The following is a 15868-nucleotide window of genomic DNA, read 5'->3' on the forward strand; positions in this document are numbered from 1 at the left end:
TAAGAACGGGGAGAGGGAGAAGATGCACCTACTCAAACTCCGAACCTGTCCCCGTGTCTCAGGTTTCACGATACCAGTCTTGCAGATTGTCGGTCTGGTTGGCCCAGCCGGAGAGTGCGGGCCGCACCGTGTTGGAGCAGGCTTCCACTGCGAGGCGGTGCATCACCGGGATCACCACCGTGTCCTGCCACATCAGATCGTTGCACTTGATGTAGAGCTCGGCCCGCTTGATCGGATCGGTCTCGGTATCGGCCGCCTCGATCGCGGCGTCGAAATCCTTGTTGACCCAGCGCGGGAAGTTCTGCCCTTGCCACTTGTTCTCCTTGGTCGCGACATTGCGCGACAGATAGCGGCGCATGTGCAGGCCCGGGTCGGGTTGTGTCATCGGGATCTGGAACATCTCGATGTCGGCGTAGAACTTGGAATAGGTGTCGGGGTTGGCGACGTCGGAGGAGAAGAACACCGAGGCCACCACCGACTTCAGCTCGACGTCGATGCCGGCCTTCTGGCAGGCCTGCTTGACGATCGCCTGGGTCTTCTGCCGCGGGCCGTTGATCGAGGTCTGGTACAGCAGCTTCAGCTTCTTGCCGTCCTTCTCGCGGATGCCGTCGGAGCCGACCTTCCAGCCGGCCTGTTCGAGCAGCGCGCTCGCCTTCTCGACCGAGAACTCCCATCTGGTGTTCTTGGAAACGAACTCCTCGGGGCCGTTGAGATAATTGGCGGTGGCGCGGCCGGCGCGGCCGTAGATCACCTTCTTGACGGAGTCGCGGTCGACCAGCAGCGCCAGCGCCTTGCGCACCGCCGGATCCGACAGGATCGGATGCTTGGTCTTGATCGACGAGCGTTCACCGTCGACCTCGGTGTTCGGGTCGGTGAAGTTGATGGCGATGAATTCGATGTCGCCGCCGACGGCATAGAGCGTCTTGCCCTTGCCGCCCTTTTCCAGCCGCAGCAGCACCTCGTCCTCGACCTGGATGTTCCAGGCGAAATCATATTCGCCGGTCTGGATCACCGCGCGCGCCGCCGACACCGCATCGCCGCCGCCCTTCATTTCGATCGTGTCGAAATAGGGCCGGTTCGGCATGTGGTAATCGGGATTAATTTCGCCGCGCACCAGATCGCCCGGCTTGAACTCGACGAACTTGTAGGGGCTGGTGCCGACCGGCTTCAGATTGTTCGGCGCCTCGCGCGACTTGCTGCCCTTGTACTCCGCGAAGAGATGTTTTGGGATGATGCAGCCATAGGCGCCGACGAACGCATTGGCCCAGAACGGCGTCGGATCCTTGAACTTGATGCGGACCGTGAGGTCGTCGACCTTCTCCACGGTCATGCCGGAATAGGTCCCGCTCGAGACGGCTGCGGTCGCGGGGTCGGTGGCATATTCCCAGTTGAACACGACGTCGTCGGCGGTGAAGGGTTTGCCGTCATGCCATTTGACGCCGGGCTTGAGTTTCCAGACCACCGACTTGGCGTCTTTGGAAAGCCCGCCGTTCTGGATCGAGGGGATTTCGGCGGCGAGGATCGGGTTGAGATGGCCGTCGACGTCCCAGCTTGCCAGCGGTTCGTAGAACAGCCGCGAGCCGTCCTGGTCCTTGGTGCCGGTGGCGAAGTGCGGATTGAGCAGGGTGGGGCCCTGCCACCACAACAGCTTCAGCGGACCGCCGCCCCCGCGCTTGGTCGGCTTGTAGGGATTCGGGCTCTGCGCCATCGCGACGCCGCCGATCGCAAGGATCTGGTTGGCCATCGGCGCGGTGAGGCCGACGGCAATCATTCGCTTGACGAAGGCGCGGCGATCCATCCGCCCGTCCTTCACGTCGTCGATCATGCCACGCAGATTCCTGTCGAACATTGTCCCCTCGGTCCGGCTCAATTGGTTATTGCGGCGGGCCGTGGAACCGGCCGCCGTGTTGGCGGCAGGATGGCACACCGAATGACCGCGAAGGTCAACGCCTCCCGCCCTTCAGCGCCTAGGTCTTTTGGCTATCGCTTGTGCAGAACCTCCCCTTGCCGCACACCGGTTCAGCAGATCGGCGCCAAAGCATGCCCTTGCGCGCCTTTCAGTGCGGAAAATTTGTTCGTTATCCTTTGTTCCGAGATGCTTTTTTGCCACGCAGCAGCGTATTCGCGTGAACTGGCTGCCGGTTCGCGTGAAGAAAACGCGTCAAACAAAAATCCAGAGCCCCGTTCCGGTCCAATCGGAGCGGGCCCTAGCCGGACCTCGTTGCCAAGAGCAGGTCCGGCCCGCACACGCGGCTCTCAGGCGATCGACATATCCAACGGCGGTGCAACATTCGCCGGCAGCGGACTGACATAGGGCGTTCTTGTGGTCCGCTTCTTGAGGTCGGCCTTGGCGGCCGCGATCAGCTCCGGCTCCATCAGCGCCTTGACGCCGAGGCCGGCCATCGCCTTGGCGGCCTGCACCATCGCCTTGTGCGCGGCCGGCGTCTTGCCCTGCGCCACAACCTGCCAGGTGTGGAACGGCGTGCCGATTGCAACCGTCGGTGCATGGACCTGCACGGTCGGCACCACCCAGCTGACGTCGCCGACGTCGGTCGAGCCGATCAGCGGATTGCGCTTGGCGTCGATCGGCACCAGGAAGTCGGCGAGCGGCCGGTCGGTCGGCTCCATGCCGATCGCGTAATAGACCGAGGCGATGTCCTTGTCTGTCAGGGTTGCGCGGATCCTGCCGGCGAAATCCTTGTCGGCATCGTCGAAATGCGGCGGGCCGAGCTCTTCCATGATCCGGTGCAGCGTCTGTTCCAGCGGCGTGTTGGGCAGGATGTTGGAGACCGCGGAGATGATCTTCATCTCCACCTTGGTCTCGGTCATCAGCGCCGCGCCCTGCGCGATCTTGTGTACGCGCTCGACCAGCTCGTTCATGCCGGGCAGGTCGCGGGCGCGGATCGAATAGCGCACCCGGGCATGGGCCTGCACCACGTTGGGCGCGATGCCGCCGGTGTCGAGCAGCGCGTAGTGCACCCGCGCGTCGCTCGGCATGTGCTCGCGCATGTAGTTGACGCCGACATTCATCAATTCCACCGCATCGAGCGCGCTGCGGCCAAGATGAGGCGAGGCTGCCGCATGCGAGGTGCGCCCGGTGAAGATGAAATCGGCGCGGGTGTTGGCGAGCGACGGCGTCACCGCCACCTCCCAGAAGCTGTGCGGATGCCAGGTGATGGCGATGTCGGCGTCCTCGAACGCGCCACAGCGCACCATGAAGGCCTTTGCCGCGCCGCCTTCCTCGGCAGGACATCCGTAATAGCGCACGCGGCCCGGCACCTTGTTGGCCGCAAGCCAGTCCTTCACCGCGGTCGCGGCGAGCAGCGCGGAGGAGCCGAGCAGATTATGTCCGCAGCCATGGCCGTGGCCGCCGCTCTCGACCGGGCGATGCTCGGCGATTCCGGCCTCCTGGCTGAGACCGGGCAGGGCGTCATACTCGCCGAGGAAGGCAATCACCGGGCCGCCTTCGCCCCATTCGCCCATCACCGCGGTCGGGATGTCGGCGACGTTCTCGGTGATGCGAAAACCCTGATGGCGCAGTTCGGCCAGATGTTCGGCGGATGAGCGCGCCTCGGTGTAGCAGACCTCGGGCATCGCCCAGACCCGGTCGCTCAATTCGATGAAACGCGGCTTGATCGCGTCGACGCCGCGCCAAACATCACTACGGTTGTCCATTTGCTCCGATCCCTTAACGCTAGAGCATGATCCGGAAAAGTGTGAAGCGGTTTTCCGAAAAGATCATGCTCAGACAATGACCCAAAGCGCGATGATTTCATCGCTCTTTGGGCAATCTGAAGCGCGAAACGCTAGCAGCTTGTCGCGACGCCGCCTAGCGCGCGCCGGCAGACCTGCTTTTCCGAATGTCACGTCTTGGTGTGCAGAAATGTTTCTGCGTCAGGCGGCGCTGAGCCGCTCCAGGCCTTTCCAGTCGAAGGCGATGCCGTGCCCCGGGCGATCCGGCGCGATCGCCATGCCCTGCTCCAGAACCAGCGGGTGCTCGATATAGCGGTCGAGGCCGAAGCCGTGCGCCTCGAGATACGACCGGTTCGGGCACGCCGCCAGCAGATGCACGGTGATGTCATGCGCGCCATGGCTGGTGACGGGAATATTGAAGGCCTCGGCGAGCCGGGCGATCTTCAGGAAGCTGGTCACGCCGCCGCAATTGGTGACGTCGGGCTCGGCATAGGACAGCGCGCCGCCGGCGATATACGGCTTGAACTCCCACAGGCTGCGCAGGTTCTCGCCGGCCGCGATCGGCACGCCGCCGGCCTGCACGATGCGGGCGTGTCCCGCGACGTCGTCCGGAATCGTCGGCTCCTCGATCCAGGTCAGGTCGAAGGGTTGCAGGGCGCGCGCGGCGCGGATCGCTTCTTCGACGGTCCATTTCATGTTGGCGTCGGCCATAAGCGGAAACTCGTCGCCGAGATGGCCGCGCATCGCCTTCACGCGCGCCACGTCGGACGCAAGGCTCGGCCGGCCGACCTTCATCTTGATGGCGCGAAAGCCCTTGGCCAGATTGTCGTCGGTCTGCTTCAGCAAACCATCCAGTGGCAGATCGAGGTCGATGCCGCCGGCATAGCAGGGCACGCGACGGTCGAAGCCGCCGAGCAGCCGCCACAGCGGCAGCGATGCCCGCCGCGCCTTGAGGTCCCACAACGCGATGTCGAGCGCGGACAGCGCCAGCACCGCCGGCCCGCCGCGGCCGCCATAATGCAGCGCCCACCACACCTTGTGCCAAAGCTGCTCGGTGTCGTCGGCCTCCATCCCGCGTACGATCTCGGTGATTTCGCGGCCCAGGATATCGGCGATGGCGCCGCCATTGCGGCCGACCGTGTAGGTGTAGCCGGTGCCTTCGGCGCCGTCGGCATCGCGGGCGCGGATCGTGACGAGCTCGAACGCCTTGATCTCCCCGTGCGTGCTGTCGCTCAGCACCACCGGGAGCGGGATCTTGTAGAATCCGATGCTGAGGTCCTTGAGGATGGCCACGCCGGAACTCCTTGTCATGGGACGACTGCAATGCGTGACACACGATCTCAAAAGCCCCGGCTGCCTGCAACCTTGCGCCTGCGAATGTCTGCCTTGAGCGATCGGCGTGCCTTCGGAGATGCAAAGCATATGACCGCCATGCAGATCGGCGGTCATAACGGACTGGGACCGTGCGGGTGTCGTGGAGACGAGCGATGCCGCGTGCTGGACGTCGACGCTGCGGCTGAGCGGGCTTCGACGCCCGCATTGCGGTCGCATTGGCTCCAATGAATGGCCATGGAAAAATCAGACGTCAGCCAAACTTCGCGCGTAGGTTTTATCGCTTGCTGACCTCGAAAAGGAATCGACCATGCGCAATCTCACAGCATTCGTCACTGTTGCCGCGCTCGTCCTCGGAACGCCCGCCTTGGTGCAAGCGCAAGGCACGCAACCCAATGCGCCGCCGCAGTCATCTGATCAGTCCACCGTCATCCGGAGCATACAGGTCGTCGACATCAAGGACCTCAAGCCCGAGATGCGATCGAAGATCGAGGATGCGATGGCAAAGACCAAGGAAGACGACATCCAGTCGCTTCGGAAGTCGATTGACGCGACACCGCAGGCGGTCTCCGCGCTCAAGGCCAAGGGCCTGACTTCGTCGCAGGTCGTCGCTATCAACATTGCCGATGGCGTGCTGACGATGTTCGCCAAAACAGCCTGACCAGGGTCAGCGAATGTCGGTATCGGTGGTTGGACCTCCCCGCGGCCACCGATGCCAACAACTCCCGCAGCCGGCGCTGCGGGAGTTTTCATTTCTGATAGGCGCGGCCCGTCCAATGGACCCTCACCGGGGAGAGCGATCAGTCAGGCTCGTTGGGCCTGGTACGTTCCGCGCGTTTCAATTCGCGATCGATCAGCGTGCAGACGCGCCGCCGCGCCAGCAGGTCGAGCCGCGCGCGCGTGGTGCCTTGCTTGGTCTTGCCGTTGATGTCGAACGACCAGGCCCAGAGGTCGGGCTCGATGTTGGTGAGTGTGTATTGAATGTCCCGATGACGACCGATCAGCTTCTTCATGCCGTTTCTTCTTGTTGGCTGAAGATTGCATAGCCAGATCGTGAAGGCGTCTGTATCTGGTCGAATACTGAGTCGGGTGTCCGCAGGGCGGAATTTTCCAAATCACTGATTTGGGGTCGCTGTGCAGTGGCTGCGTGCAACTGACGAGTGCGCACGAAGATTCGCAGTCGTCCTGGCGAAGGCCAGGACCCATTACCCCAAGTGCGCAATGTTGCGCGACGCTAGGGCCACGATCTCGTTCACTGTCAAATGCGGTGGTTATGGTCCTGGCTTTCGCCAGGACGACAATGACGAGTCCCGCCTGCAACATCTGCCGCGGCGTATGGGTCCCTGCTTTCGCGGGGACGACGGGTGGAGAGATCTCAGCTCAGCGTTACTACAACAGTCATCCCACCTCTCACAAATTAATCACCCCGCGCCGCGCGGCGTGGGCGACGGCGTCGGTGCGGCCGGTGGCGTCGAGCTTGTCGAGTAGCGAGCCGACATGAAACTTGGCGGTGTGGACGGAAATCCCGAGCCGCTGTGCGATCATCTTGTTGGACGCGCCTTCCGCCAGCAGCGCCAGCACGTCGAGCTCGCGCGGCGTCAGCTCGAAGTCGCCGGCGCCCGCGGCCTCGCGGTTGCGTGCGACGACCGCCGCCGTGGCCTGTTCGCCCGGCGCGGCGAGCCGCAGGCCGGCGACGCTGCCGAGCAGGGTCGCCAGCCGGTCGGCGAGGACGGCGTCGTCGACCTCGAGCGCGATGACGATGTCGTTGGCCGGCTCACCGCTCACGTCTCGGGCCTCTCGCCGACTGTCACCTTGAACTTCAGCGGTTCGCCGCCGCGATGCACGGTGAGCTCGACCACCGTGCCGACGCTCTGCGGTCCGAGGCCGCGCGACAGCGCGCGCACGCCGGACAGCTTCTCGCCATTCACGGCAATGATCACGTCGCCTTGCCGGATGCCGGCGGCGGCCGAGGGGCCGGCCTTGTCGACGTTCATCACCATCGCGCCGAGGCCATCGTCGAGCCGGACCGGCTGCAATCCGACGCCAAGATATCCGCGCGCGATGCGGCCGCTCTTCTCGAGCTGGCCTGCGACCCGCTCGATGGTCGTAGCCGGGATCGTCAGCACGCGGCGCGGGCCGAGCACGGCCATGCCGAACGGCTCGCCCGCGGCGTTCAGCGCGAGGCCACCCTGCTGGCTGTGCCGCAGCCGGACGTCGAGCTCGATCCGTGCATCGATTTCGCCGCCGCGCAGGCTGCGCCAGGCCGGGCCGGACAGTGCGACCATGCCGAGCCGCGCGGTCGGCGCGCCGCGGTCGGCGGCGACGATCACCGCGAGCGATCCCAACGCGGGGTTCTCGGTCGAGAGCTTGACGGGGGCAACGTCGCCTTCGACGCGCAGCAGCGCGACGTCGGTGGTGTGGTCGCGTCCGACGACGGTCGCTGGCCTGCGGCTGCCGTCGGCGAACTGGATTTCGATCTCGCCCTCGTCGGCCAGCGCTTCGTCGGCGGTGACGACGAGGCCTACCTTCCAGACAAAGCCGGAGGCGCGCGCGCGATGCGAATGCACGGAGACGATGGCGGGCGCAGCGCGTGCAATGGTCTCCGCAAGGGCAGATGACAGCGATGACAGGATATTCGGTTCGGTCATGGGAAACTCCGTTGGCTTCCCTCAATCTGGGATGTCGCGGCTGACGGCGATACTGGCCGGATGGGCAGGGCGTGGCCGGGCCGCCCGGAACTGCCGCTCAGCTCAGCCGCTGCAGGGTCGCCTTCGGGCTCTCGCCGAACTTGGCGCGGTAGGCGCTCGCCATCCGGCTCAGATGGGTAAAGCCGAGGTCGAATGCAATATCGACGATGCGCTCGCCCGGCCGTGCCGTCTTGAGGCGGGCGTTGAGATGGGCGAGGCGGATGTCGAGCAGCATCTCGGACACGGTGGTGCCGAAGTGACGGCGGAAGCCGAGTTGCAGCGCGCGGATGCCGGTGCCCGCGATCTCCGCGAGCTCGGCGAGGTCCATCGGCTCGGTCGCGCGGCTCTCCAGATAGGCGCGCACGCGTTTCAAGGCGGCCGGCTGGGCCTCGGTGCGGCCGTTGAAGACATCGATCGCCGAACTCAGGCTGTGCCGCTGCTCGTTGAGCAGCACATTGAGAAACGACTCGCGCCAATCGGCCGCCGCGACCGCCGACAAAGCCTTGCGCGGCCCGAGCTGCTCGGCGGCCGTGACAAGCTGCTCGATCTTGGCCGAGAGCGTCTGCCCGAGTGGCCCGCTCAGCGCGACGGCCGGATCGAACTCGACCGGCCTCACCGCCAGGCCGCCAAGCGCCGCGGCGCGATGCTCGACCAGCTTGCGGTCGAGCAGCAAGATCAGCTGAGCGCAGTCGCCGCGCCAGGTCATCTCGGTCGGAATGGTCGGCGACAGCAGCGAGGCCGTGTGCCGTGGTCCGGTGGTGAGCTCGCGCGCGGCGGTCCGCACCGCGGCCGAGCCGGACAGCGGCATCTGCAGCAGGAAGAAGCGGTCGAGGCAGCCGGGATTGATCGCGACCGATCCGCCATAGGCGACATAGTTGACGGAGAAGCCGTCGAAGTCGGCGCAATTGTGATGCGCGGAGAAATCGCTCGCGGAATGATCGACCGGCGTCAGATCGTGCGGACAGAAGATGCGGCCGATCGCTTCCGCCGCGTCATCGACGCGCGCCGTCGCGACGCGTGCGAAATCCTTGAGCCTTGCGCTTGCCGGATTTGCGCTTGCCGAAACCTCGTTGCCAACAGCAGTCACGCCGGCCGTCCGGAGTTGTTTGAGGTCTAAAACATCAGGCAGCCTAGAGCATCCCGCGGCAAAGGGGAACGCCGTTTCGTCGTGCAATCTGCCTGATCGGCGGTCAGGACGATGCGACGGCATTGGGCAGCAGCCGGCCGGCGCAATGCTCCCGCATTGCAGCATGAAGGTGCCGGGTGTGGATTCGTTTATCGGCTAGACAGCCTCACCGGCCGGCGACAGGCTCCGTGCCGGCACTGCGCATCAAAACTGGAGAGGCTGACATGGGCACGCTCGAAAAAGGCATTACCCGAACCGGCACCGGCTACGGCGGCAAGACCTGGAATATCCTGGGCCAAATCTACTATCCGAAGGCGGTCACCGACTCGACCTTCGCGTTCGAAACCAACAGCGATCCCGGCCAGTTCGTGCCGGTGCACATCCACCCGACCCAGGACGAGTTCATCCTGGTGCAGGAAGGCGTGCTCGACCTCAAGCTCGACGGCGTCTGGGTGCAGGCCAAGGCCGGCGACCTCGTGCGCATGCCGCGCGGCATCCCGCACGGCTATTTCAACAAGTCGGACAAGCCGGCGCGGGCGCTGTTCTGGGTGTCGCCGATGCAGAAGCTCGAGGCGCTGTTCGAGAAGCTGCACAATCTGCAGGACCCCGCCGAAGTGGTGCGTATCTCCGCCGAGCACGAGGTGGACTTCCTGCCGCCGGAAGCCAACGACTAGCCCGGCGGTCAAACAGACAATACGCACACGAGGCGGCAATCGCCGGAGCTGGACTCCGGCGATGACGGGGACGCGTGCGCTTAACGAAATTGGACCTGTTCATTCAATTCGGAGCGGTTTCATGGTCAAGCAGAAGCATGTGTGCGTCATCGGCGCCGGCATTTCCGGGCTCGCCGCCGGCAAGGCCTTTGCCGGTCGCGGCCACAAGGTGACCATCATCGAGCGCAGCGGCGATCTCGGCGGCGTTTGGGAGCCGGCGCGCTCCTATCCCGACGTGCAGACCCAGAGCCCGAAGGAGCTCTATCGCTACACCGACAAGGCGATGCCGGAGTCCTATCCGGAATGGCCGAAGGGTCCGCAGGTTCATGCCTACTTGCGCGACTATGCCCGCAGCCACGGGCTCGACGGCGCGATGCGGTTCGACACCAAGGTCGAGACCATGACGCGTCGCACTGACGGCAGGCCGGGCTGGACGCTGGCGCTGCGCTCGACCGACGGCGCCACCGGCCACGAGGATTTCGACTTCGTCGCGGTCTGCACCGGGCAATTCAACGAGCCGCAGGCCCTGCCGCTGGCCGGCGAGGACGGCTTCAAGGCGCAGGGCGGGCAGATCCTGCATTCATCGCAATACGGCGATCCAACGCTTGCCAAGGGCCGCAAGGTGGTGGTGCTCGGCGGCTCCAAATCGGCGACCGACATCGCGGTGAATGCGGTCAATTCCGGCGCCAGCGAAGTCACCATCGTGTTTCGCGAGCCGGTCTGGCGGATTCCCTATTTCGTCGGCGGCCTCGTCAACTTCAAGCGCATCCTCTACATCCGCGCGCAGGAGCAGATGTTTGCCAGCTGGGGCATCGGGCCGATGGCGCGCCTCGCGCATGTCGTGGCAAAGCCGTTCGTGTGGGCGAACTGGCGCGGGCTCGAGAGCATGCTGAAGATGCAGCTCAAGCTGAAGCAATGCGGCATGGTGCCGAAGGAGCGGATCGAGGACGGCGTCAACTGCTCGGTGCCGATCGCAACCCCCGGCTTCTATCCGATGGTCGCCGACGGCCGGATCAAGGCGGTGCGCGGTACCTTCGACCATTACGACGGCAAGACCATCGTGATGAGCGGCGGCCAGCGCGTCGCGGCCGACGTCGCGGTGCTCGCGATCGGCTACAAGCTCGGCGTGCCGTTCCTGCCCGAGGAGTATCAGAGCAAGCTGGTCGAGCCCGACGGGCAGTACCGGCTCTACCGGCTGATCGCCAATCCCGATCTGCCCGACATGGGCTTCGTCGGCTTCAATTCGAGCTTCTGCACCGTGCTGTGCGCCGATCTCGCTGCGAACTGGCTGGTGCGCTACGCCGACGGCCAGCTGGCGCGGCAGCCGAGCGCGGCCGAGATGCACGACAACATCGCGATGATGCTGAACTTCAAGCGCGTTGAGCGTCCGGCAGCGGGCGTCTATGGCGGATTGTGCGTCGCGCCGTACCACTTCAAGCATTTCGACGAGCTGCTGGCGGACATCGGCACCAAGGCGTCGCGCCGCAACCCGCTCGTCGAAAAGTTCACCCCGCCGGACGCCGACGCCTATGCCCGCTTCCTCGCGACTGCGCCAGCATACAGAGCGGTAGCGTAGAGCATCACGGGATTGGGGCGAGCAGCAAGGGCGCTGCGCTCCCTCTCCCCGTTCTTACGGGGAGAGGGTTGAGGTGAGGGGCCGTCCCCGCATCTGCGGTGATAGCTGCGTTTGTGGAGACTCCCCCTCACCCGGAACGCATCTAATGATGCGTTCCGACCTCTCCCCGCACGCGGGGCGAGGTGAAACGGAGGCCGCTAATCGCGGCCGGCGTCGAGGAAGGGCTGCGCCAGCCGCTCGGGGTTGGAGAAGCACAGCTCGTGGCTGCCCGGCACCTGGACCAGGCGGAACAGCCCGAGCTTCTCCGACAACCGCGGATGCCAGGGCAGGCTGTGCGGCATCGCGGTGTCCTCCGTGCAATTCACGTAGGATTTCGCGATTGGCATCTCGGCGGGATTGCTGCGCAGCGCGATCTTGTCCTGGAAGGTCTTCAACGGGTGCGGGTTGAGCTTGTCATAGGTGCGCTGCGCCGTCTCGAGATCGGCGTCGTTGATGAAGGCCTCGCGCCAGATCGGGAACGGCAGCACCACCGAGCCGTCGCCCCGCTCGGCATGAATGGCGTCGAACAGGCCGCGATAGTGCGGCGGCACCATGTCGTTGAGGCATTCGCCATTGTTCGGGACAAAGGCGTTCCAGTAGACGAGGCGGCGGATGCGGTTCGCGGCGGCGTCGGCAACGCCGGTGATGACCATGCCGCCATAGCTGTGGCCGACCAGCACGATGTCGCTCAGATTATGCTCGGCGAGATAATCCACGATCGACTGGATCGCCTCGGCGAGCCCGGAGTCCTTCCGGTCGCCGGGCCGGTTGCCCCTGATGGTCGGGGTGTGGACGACATGGCCGGCCTTGCGGATGGCAGCCGCAACCGGCTCAAACTCGGCGCCGGTATGCCAGGCGCCATGGACGAGAACATAGGTCGACATGTTGTACCTCCCTGTCTGGATTGCCGCGTCCGGACGGCCCGGAATACGCGCAAGTTTCATCCGCTTCCTGATGGATATTGACCTGGATATTGACCTGGACCCGCGGAACGCGCTTGGCTGTGAGCGAACCGGACTGGGCTCGGAGTGAACTGATGCAGCAAATCGCCGCCGCGGATCGCTCGCGCAGGCTGAGCTGGAATACCGCGGATACGAGGCCCGGCGAGCAGTTCGCGTATTACCGCGAGGCGATCTGCCAGGCCTTCATGAACCTGACGCCGGAGCCGCCGGCGACGCCGGGCTTCCTCGCCCGCGTCGAGACCGTTGGGCTCGGCGATGGCGCGGTCAACCGGGTCAGCTTCCCGGAGCATGTCGTGCGGCGCTCCGCTGCCGACATCGCCGCGTCCAGCCGGCGCTGCTACTACCTCAATCTGAAGCTTGTCGGCCGCTGCCGGATCCAGCAGGCGGGACGCGAGATCAGCCTGTCGCCGGGGCAGGTCGGAATCTTCGACAGCGGCCAGCGCTTCGCGCTGCTGCACGACCGCGGCCCGGCGCTGCAGGTCGCCTCGTTCTGGGTGCCGGCCGGGGCGCTCGATGAACGGCTGCCGTCGGCGCCCGAGGTCGCGCCGGCGCGGGTTTCGGATGATCCCTTCGTTGGCCATCTCATCACCGAGACGGCGCAGGTCCTGAACACATCCGCGCTCCGTGCTTCGGACGCGGACAACGCACGGCTGTTCGGCGTGCTGCTCGATCTGGTCGCGCTCAGCCTGTCGCGCAGTGGTCGCGCAGGTGTCGGGGAGAGCGCAAGCCTTGCCGACGCGACCTGGCTTGCGCTGCGCCGTGCCGTGGACCGCAGGCTGCGCGAGCCCGGCCTCGGCGTTGCCGCCATTGCGGCTGCGATCGGCATCAGCGAGCGCTATGTCCACAAACTGTTCGAGCGCGCCGGCACGACATTCGCCAGCCATGTGATGGACCGCCGTCTCGACGGCGCCGCGCGCGATCTGAGGGATCGCGCGGTCGCCGGGCGCGCGATCGGCGACATCGCGTTCGACTGGGGCTTCTCCGACCTGTCGCATTTCACGCGGCGCTTCAGGCACCGCTTCGGCTGCACGCCGCGCGACTGGCGCCGCGGCTGACCAACGCTTCGGAAATCGCCATGACGCAGCCGTTCACCTACCAGGTCAGCCCGATGCGGGTCGTGTTTGGGGTCGGCACCGTCGCGCAGCTGGCGGACGAGCTCGACCGGCTCGGCATCAATCGCGCGCTGGTGCTGGCGAGCCGGCGGCAGCAGGCCGAGCTCGGCGATCTTGCTGACCTGACCGGCGGCCGTGTGGCCGGATTGTTCGACGGTGCAGTGGTGCACACGCCGGTCGCGGTGACCGAACATGCGATGGAGATCGTCCGCGAGCTCAAGCCGGACGGCGTGGTTGCGATCGGCGCCGGTGCCGCGACCGGCCTCAGCAAGGCGATTGCGCTGCGCACTGACCTGCCGCAACTGATCGTGCCGACCAGTTATGCCGGCTCCGAGATGACGCCGGTGCTCGGCGAGACCGTCGACGGCGTCAAGACCACGCAATCATCGCCCAAGATCCTGCCCGAGACCGTGATCTACGACGTCAACCTGACGATCTCGATGCCGGCAAAATTCTCCGCGATCTCCGGCCTCAACGCGATCGCGCACGCGGCCGAGGCGCTGTACGCGCGGGACGGCAACCCGATCACCTGGCTGATGGCGGAAGAGGCGATTGCGAAGCTTGCCTCGTCGCTGCCCAACGTGATCGCGCGTCCGCGCGATCTCGAGGCACGCGCGGACGCGCTCTATGGTGCCTGGCTGTGCGCCGTCTGTCTCGGCACCGTCGGCATGGCGCTGCATCACAAGCTCTGCCACACCGTCGGCGCGCTGTTCGACCTGCCGCATGCCGAGACCCATGCGGTGCTGCTGCCGCATACCATCGCCTACAACACGCCGGCCGCACGCGAGGCGATCGGCCGTGCCGCGAACGCGCTTGGGGCGGCCAGCGCCGCCGATGGCCTGTTCGATCTGTCGGCAAGGCTCGGCGCGCCGCGCTCGCTCGCCGAGATCGGCATGCCCGAGGACGGCATCGCAAAGGCGGCCGCGCTCGCCACCAAAAATCCTTACTGGAATCCGAGGCCGATCGAGGAGAGCGGCATCCGCGACCTGCTGAAGCGCGCGTGGTCCGGGTCGCGGCCGCAGGCCGAATAGATCACACCCCGATCGCGTTGCGCGCGATCACGTCGCGGTAGAACGCCGCGCTCAATTTCGGCACCCGGGCCTGGGTCTCGAAATCCACCCGGTAGAGGCCGAAGCGCTTCTCATAGCCGAAGATCCATTCGAAATTGTCCATCAGGCTCCACAGGAAATAGCCGTGGACCGGGACCCCGTCGGCGGTCGCGCGCTGCAATTGGGCGAGATAGTTGCGCAGGAACATGATGCGGTCGAGATCGTAGATCTGCCCGTCCGGATGCACCTTGTCCTCACCGGACGTGCCGTTCTCGCTGATATAGATGCTCTTGATGTTCCACAGCTTGGCGGCGATCCGCGGCGCCCAATAGATCGTCTCTGGCGCGATCCGCAGCCATTCCGAGCTCATATGCGGGAAGGAAGCCGGCATCGGCAGCGGCTTCCAGCCGGGGGCATGGTCGGTGGCAAGGATGTAGCATTGCGGCGCGTAGATGTTCAGCCCGACGAAATCATTGGGCTGCGAGATGATCTTTAGCTCGTCCGCGGTGAATTTGGGCGCATCCGCGCCGGCATATTGCAGGAATCCCTCGGTGTACTTGCCTTCGAGGACGACACCGAGAAAACCTGCATTGAGCTCGCGGGTCGCGGTCTCGGTGGCGCGGATGTTCTCCGGCGTGTTGAAGGCGGGCACGCAGGCGGTGATGTTCTCGGCCGGCCCGACCCGCGTGCCGGCACGGCCCTTGGCGCGGATCGCCTGCACCGCAAGGCCGTGCGCCAGCGCCACATGATGGCGCGCCTGGTTCACCTCGCCAGCCGGCAGCTTCAGCCCCGGGGCGTCGACGCCGAGCGCATAGCCGAACGGGAGGAAACGTCCGACCTCGTTGAGGGTGAAGACGTTCTTCACGCGGTCGGTCAGTCGCTGCGCCACGTAGCCGGCATAGTCGCCGAACGCCTTCGAAGTGTCCCGCGAGCGCCAGCCGCCGACGCGGTCCTGCAGCGCCTGGGGCAGGTCCCAGTGATAGAGCGTGGCGTAGGGCTCGATGCCGTTCGCCAGCAGCTCGTCGACCAGGCGGTTGTAGAAGTCGAGGCCCTTCGGGTTCGGCGTGCCGGTGCCATCGGGAAATACCCGAGGCCAGGCGATCGAGAAGCGATAGGCCTTGGCGCCGAGATCCTTGATGAGGCGGACGTCCTCCTTGTAGCGGTGATAGTGATCGTTGGCGCGGTCGCCGGTCGAGCCGTCCTCGATCTTGCCCGATGTGTGGGTGAAAGTGTCCCAGATCGATGGGCCGCGGCCGTCCTCATTGACCGCGCCCTCGACCTGGTAGGACGAGGTTGCGGTGCCCCAGACGAAGCCCGTGGGAAAGCTCGTGCCGTCCGGCCGCGACGCGCGGTTTGCAGCCTCGGCAGGGCCGGTCAAACCGAGCGCCGAGAGGCCTGCAAGGCCCGCAAACTGCCGGCGCGAGAACTTTCCGAACATTGTTGTCTCCCGTCGCGGATGTTGCCGCTGGAATGCGGGCCGTAGGTTAACCTTCCATTCCGCCGTTGAGCAACAAGGGTCGGTGGGCCAAAGCGCCGTGGCGAACGGCGCACCAATCAATGCGAACCATTGTGATGTCAA

Annotated in this window: 14 protein-coding genes; 5 read left to right on the top strand and 9 right to left on the bottom strand. The window is 65.5% G+C overall.

Annotated elements, in window-relative coordinates:
* Positions 1 to 58: 58 nt before the first annotated feature.
* The 3 genes from J2R76_RS36680 to J2R76_RS36690 all read right to left on the bottom strand — a co-directional run bounded on the left by J2R76_RS36680 (position 59) and on the right by J2R76_RS36690 (position 4986).
* Positions 59 to 1849: a peptide ABC transporter substrate-binding protein gene (locus J2R76_RS36680; protein ID WP_057019238.1), complete on the bottom strand. Its 1791-nt coding sequence runs from the start codon at positions 1847 to 1849 to the stop codon at positions 59 to 61.
* A gap of 407 nt (positions 1850 to 2256) precedes the next feature.
* Positions 2257 to 3675: a M20 family metallopeptidase gene (locus J2R76_RS36685; protein WP_057019239.1), complete on the bottom strand. Its 1419-nt coding sequence runs from the start codon at positions 3673 to 3675 to the stop codon at positions 2257 to 2259.
* Positions 3676 to 3894: 219 nt separating this feature from the next.
* Positions 3895 to 4986 (bottom strand): mandelate racemase/muconate lactonizing enzyme family protein, encoded by a 1092-nt coding sequence (locus J2R76_RS36690; RefSeq protein ID WP_253625651.1) that lies wholly within the window; start codon positions 4984 to 4986, stop codon positions 3895 to 3897.
* 349 nt (positions 4987 to 5335) lie between these two features.
* Between J2R76_RS36690 and J2R76_RS36695 the strand changes: the two genes are divergently transcribed.
* Complete coding sequence (locus J2R76_RS36695) at positions 5336 to 5686, top strand: hypothetical protein (RefSeq protein ID WP_057019241.1); 351 nt, start codon at positions 5336 to 5338, stop codon at positions 5684 to 5686.
* A 139-nt stretch (positions 5687 to 5825) separates the two neighbouring features.
* Here J2R76_RS36695 and J2R76_RS36700 read toward each other — a convergent pair whose 3' ends face one another.
* The 4 genes from J2R76_RS36700 to J2R76_RS36715 all read right to left on the bottom strand — a co-directional run bounded on the left by J2R76_RS36700 (position 5826) and on the right by J2R76_RS36715 (position 8799).
* The gene (locus tag J2R76_RS36700) at positions 5826 to 6038 is read right to left on the bottom strand and encodes a hypothetical protein (RefSeq protein ID WP_168855778.1); all 213 of its coding nucleotides are present in this window, start codon (positions 6036 to 6038) and stop codon (positions 5826 to 5828) included.
* Between the two features lie 397 nt (positions 6039 to 6435).
* Entirely contained in the window at positions 6436 to 6810 is a 375-nt protein-coding gene (locus J2R76_RS36705) for a response regulator transcription factor (RefSeq protein ID WP_028342536.1), read from the bottom strand.
* Positions 6807 to 7673: a S1C family serine protease gene (locus tag J2R76_RS36710; protein ID WP_253625652.1), complete on the bottom strand. Its 867-nt coding sequence runs from the start codon at positions 7671 to 7673 to the stop codon at positions 6807 to 6809. The genes J2R76_RS36705 and J2R76_RS36710 overlap by 4 nt, the downstream gene beginning before the upstream one ends.
* 97 nt (positions 7674 to 7770) lie before the next feature.
* Positions 7771 to 8799 carry an AraC family transcriptional regulator gene (locus J2R76_RS36715; protein WP_253625653.1) on the bottom strand — a complete coding sequence of 343 codons (1029 nt, stop codon included), beginning with the start codon at positions 8797 to 8799 and terminating at the stop codon, positions 7771 to 7773.
* 263 nt (positions 8800 to 9062) lie between these two features.
* Here J2R76_RS36715 and J2R76_RS36720 point away from each other — a divergent pair, with 263 nt between their 5' ends.
* Together J2R76_RS36720 and J2R76_RS36725 are read left to right on the top strand one after the other, a co-directional pair.
* Positions 9063 to 9512: a cupin domain-containing protein gene (locus J2R76_RS36720; protein ID WP_057019245.1), complete on the top strand. Its 450-nt coding sequence runs from the start codon at positions 9063 to 9065 to the stop codon at positions 9510 to 9512.
* A gap of 121 nt (positions 9513 to 9633) precedes the next feature.
* Entirely contained in the window at positions 9634 to 11127 is a 1494-nt protein-coding gene (locus tag J2R76_RS36725) for an NAD(P)/FAD-dependent oxidoreductase (RefSeq protein WP_253625654.1), read from the top strand.
* 197 nt (positions 11128 to 11324) lie between these two features.
* Here the strand turns inward: J2R76_RS36725 and J2R76_RS36730 are convergent, their stop codons facing one another.
* A complete protein-coding gene (locus J2R76_RS36730; RefSeq protein ID WP_253625655.1) occupies positions 11325 to 12050 on the bottom strand; it encodes an alpha/beta hydrolase in 726 nt (241 codons plus the stop codon).
* A 152-nt stretch (positions 12051 to 12202) separates the two neighbouring features.
* Between J2R76_RS36730 and J2R76_RS36735 the strand changes: the two genes are divergently transcribed.
* Both J2R76_RS36735 and J2R76_RS36740 read left to right on the top strand, forming a co-directional pair.
* Complete coding sequence (locus J2R76_RS36735) at positions 12203 to 13183, top strand: helix-turn-helix domain-containing protein (protein ID WP_253625656.1); 981 nt, start codon at positions 12203 to 12205, stop codon at positions 13181 to 13183.
* Between the two features lie 20 nt (positions 13184 to 13203).
* Positions 13204 to 14271: a maleylacetate reductase gene (locus tag J2R76_RS36740; RefSeq protein WP_253625657.1), complete on the top strand. Its 1068-nt coding sequence runs from the start codon at positions 13204 to 13206 to the stop codon at positions 14269 to 14271.
* Between the two features lies 1 nt (position 14272).
* On the opposite strand, the gene J2R76_RS36745 is transcribed toward J2R76_RS36740, so the two are convergent.
* Positions 14273 to 15727, bottom strand: a complete 1455-nt coding sequence (locus tag J2R76_RS36745) for a GH1 family beta-glucosidase (RefSeq protein ID WP_253625658.1) — start codon at positions 15725 to 15727, stop codon at positions 14273 to 14275.
* Positions 15728 to 15868 lie beyond the last annotated feature (141 nt).

It is taken from the genome of Bradyrhizobium sp. USDA 4532 (genome assembly GCF_024171315.1).
Lineage (GTDB): Bacteria > Pseudomonadota > Alphaproteobacteria > Rhizobiales > Xanthobacteraceae > Bradyrhizobium > Bradyrhizobium australafricanum.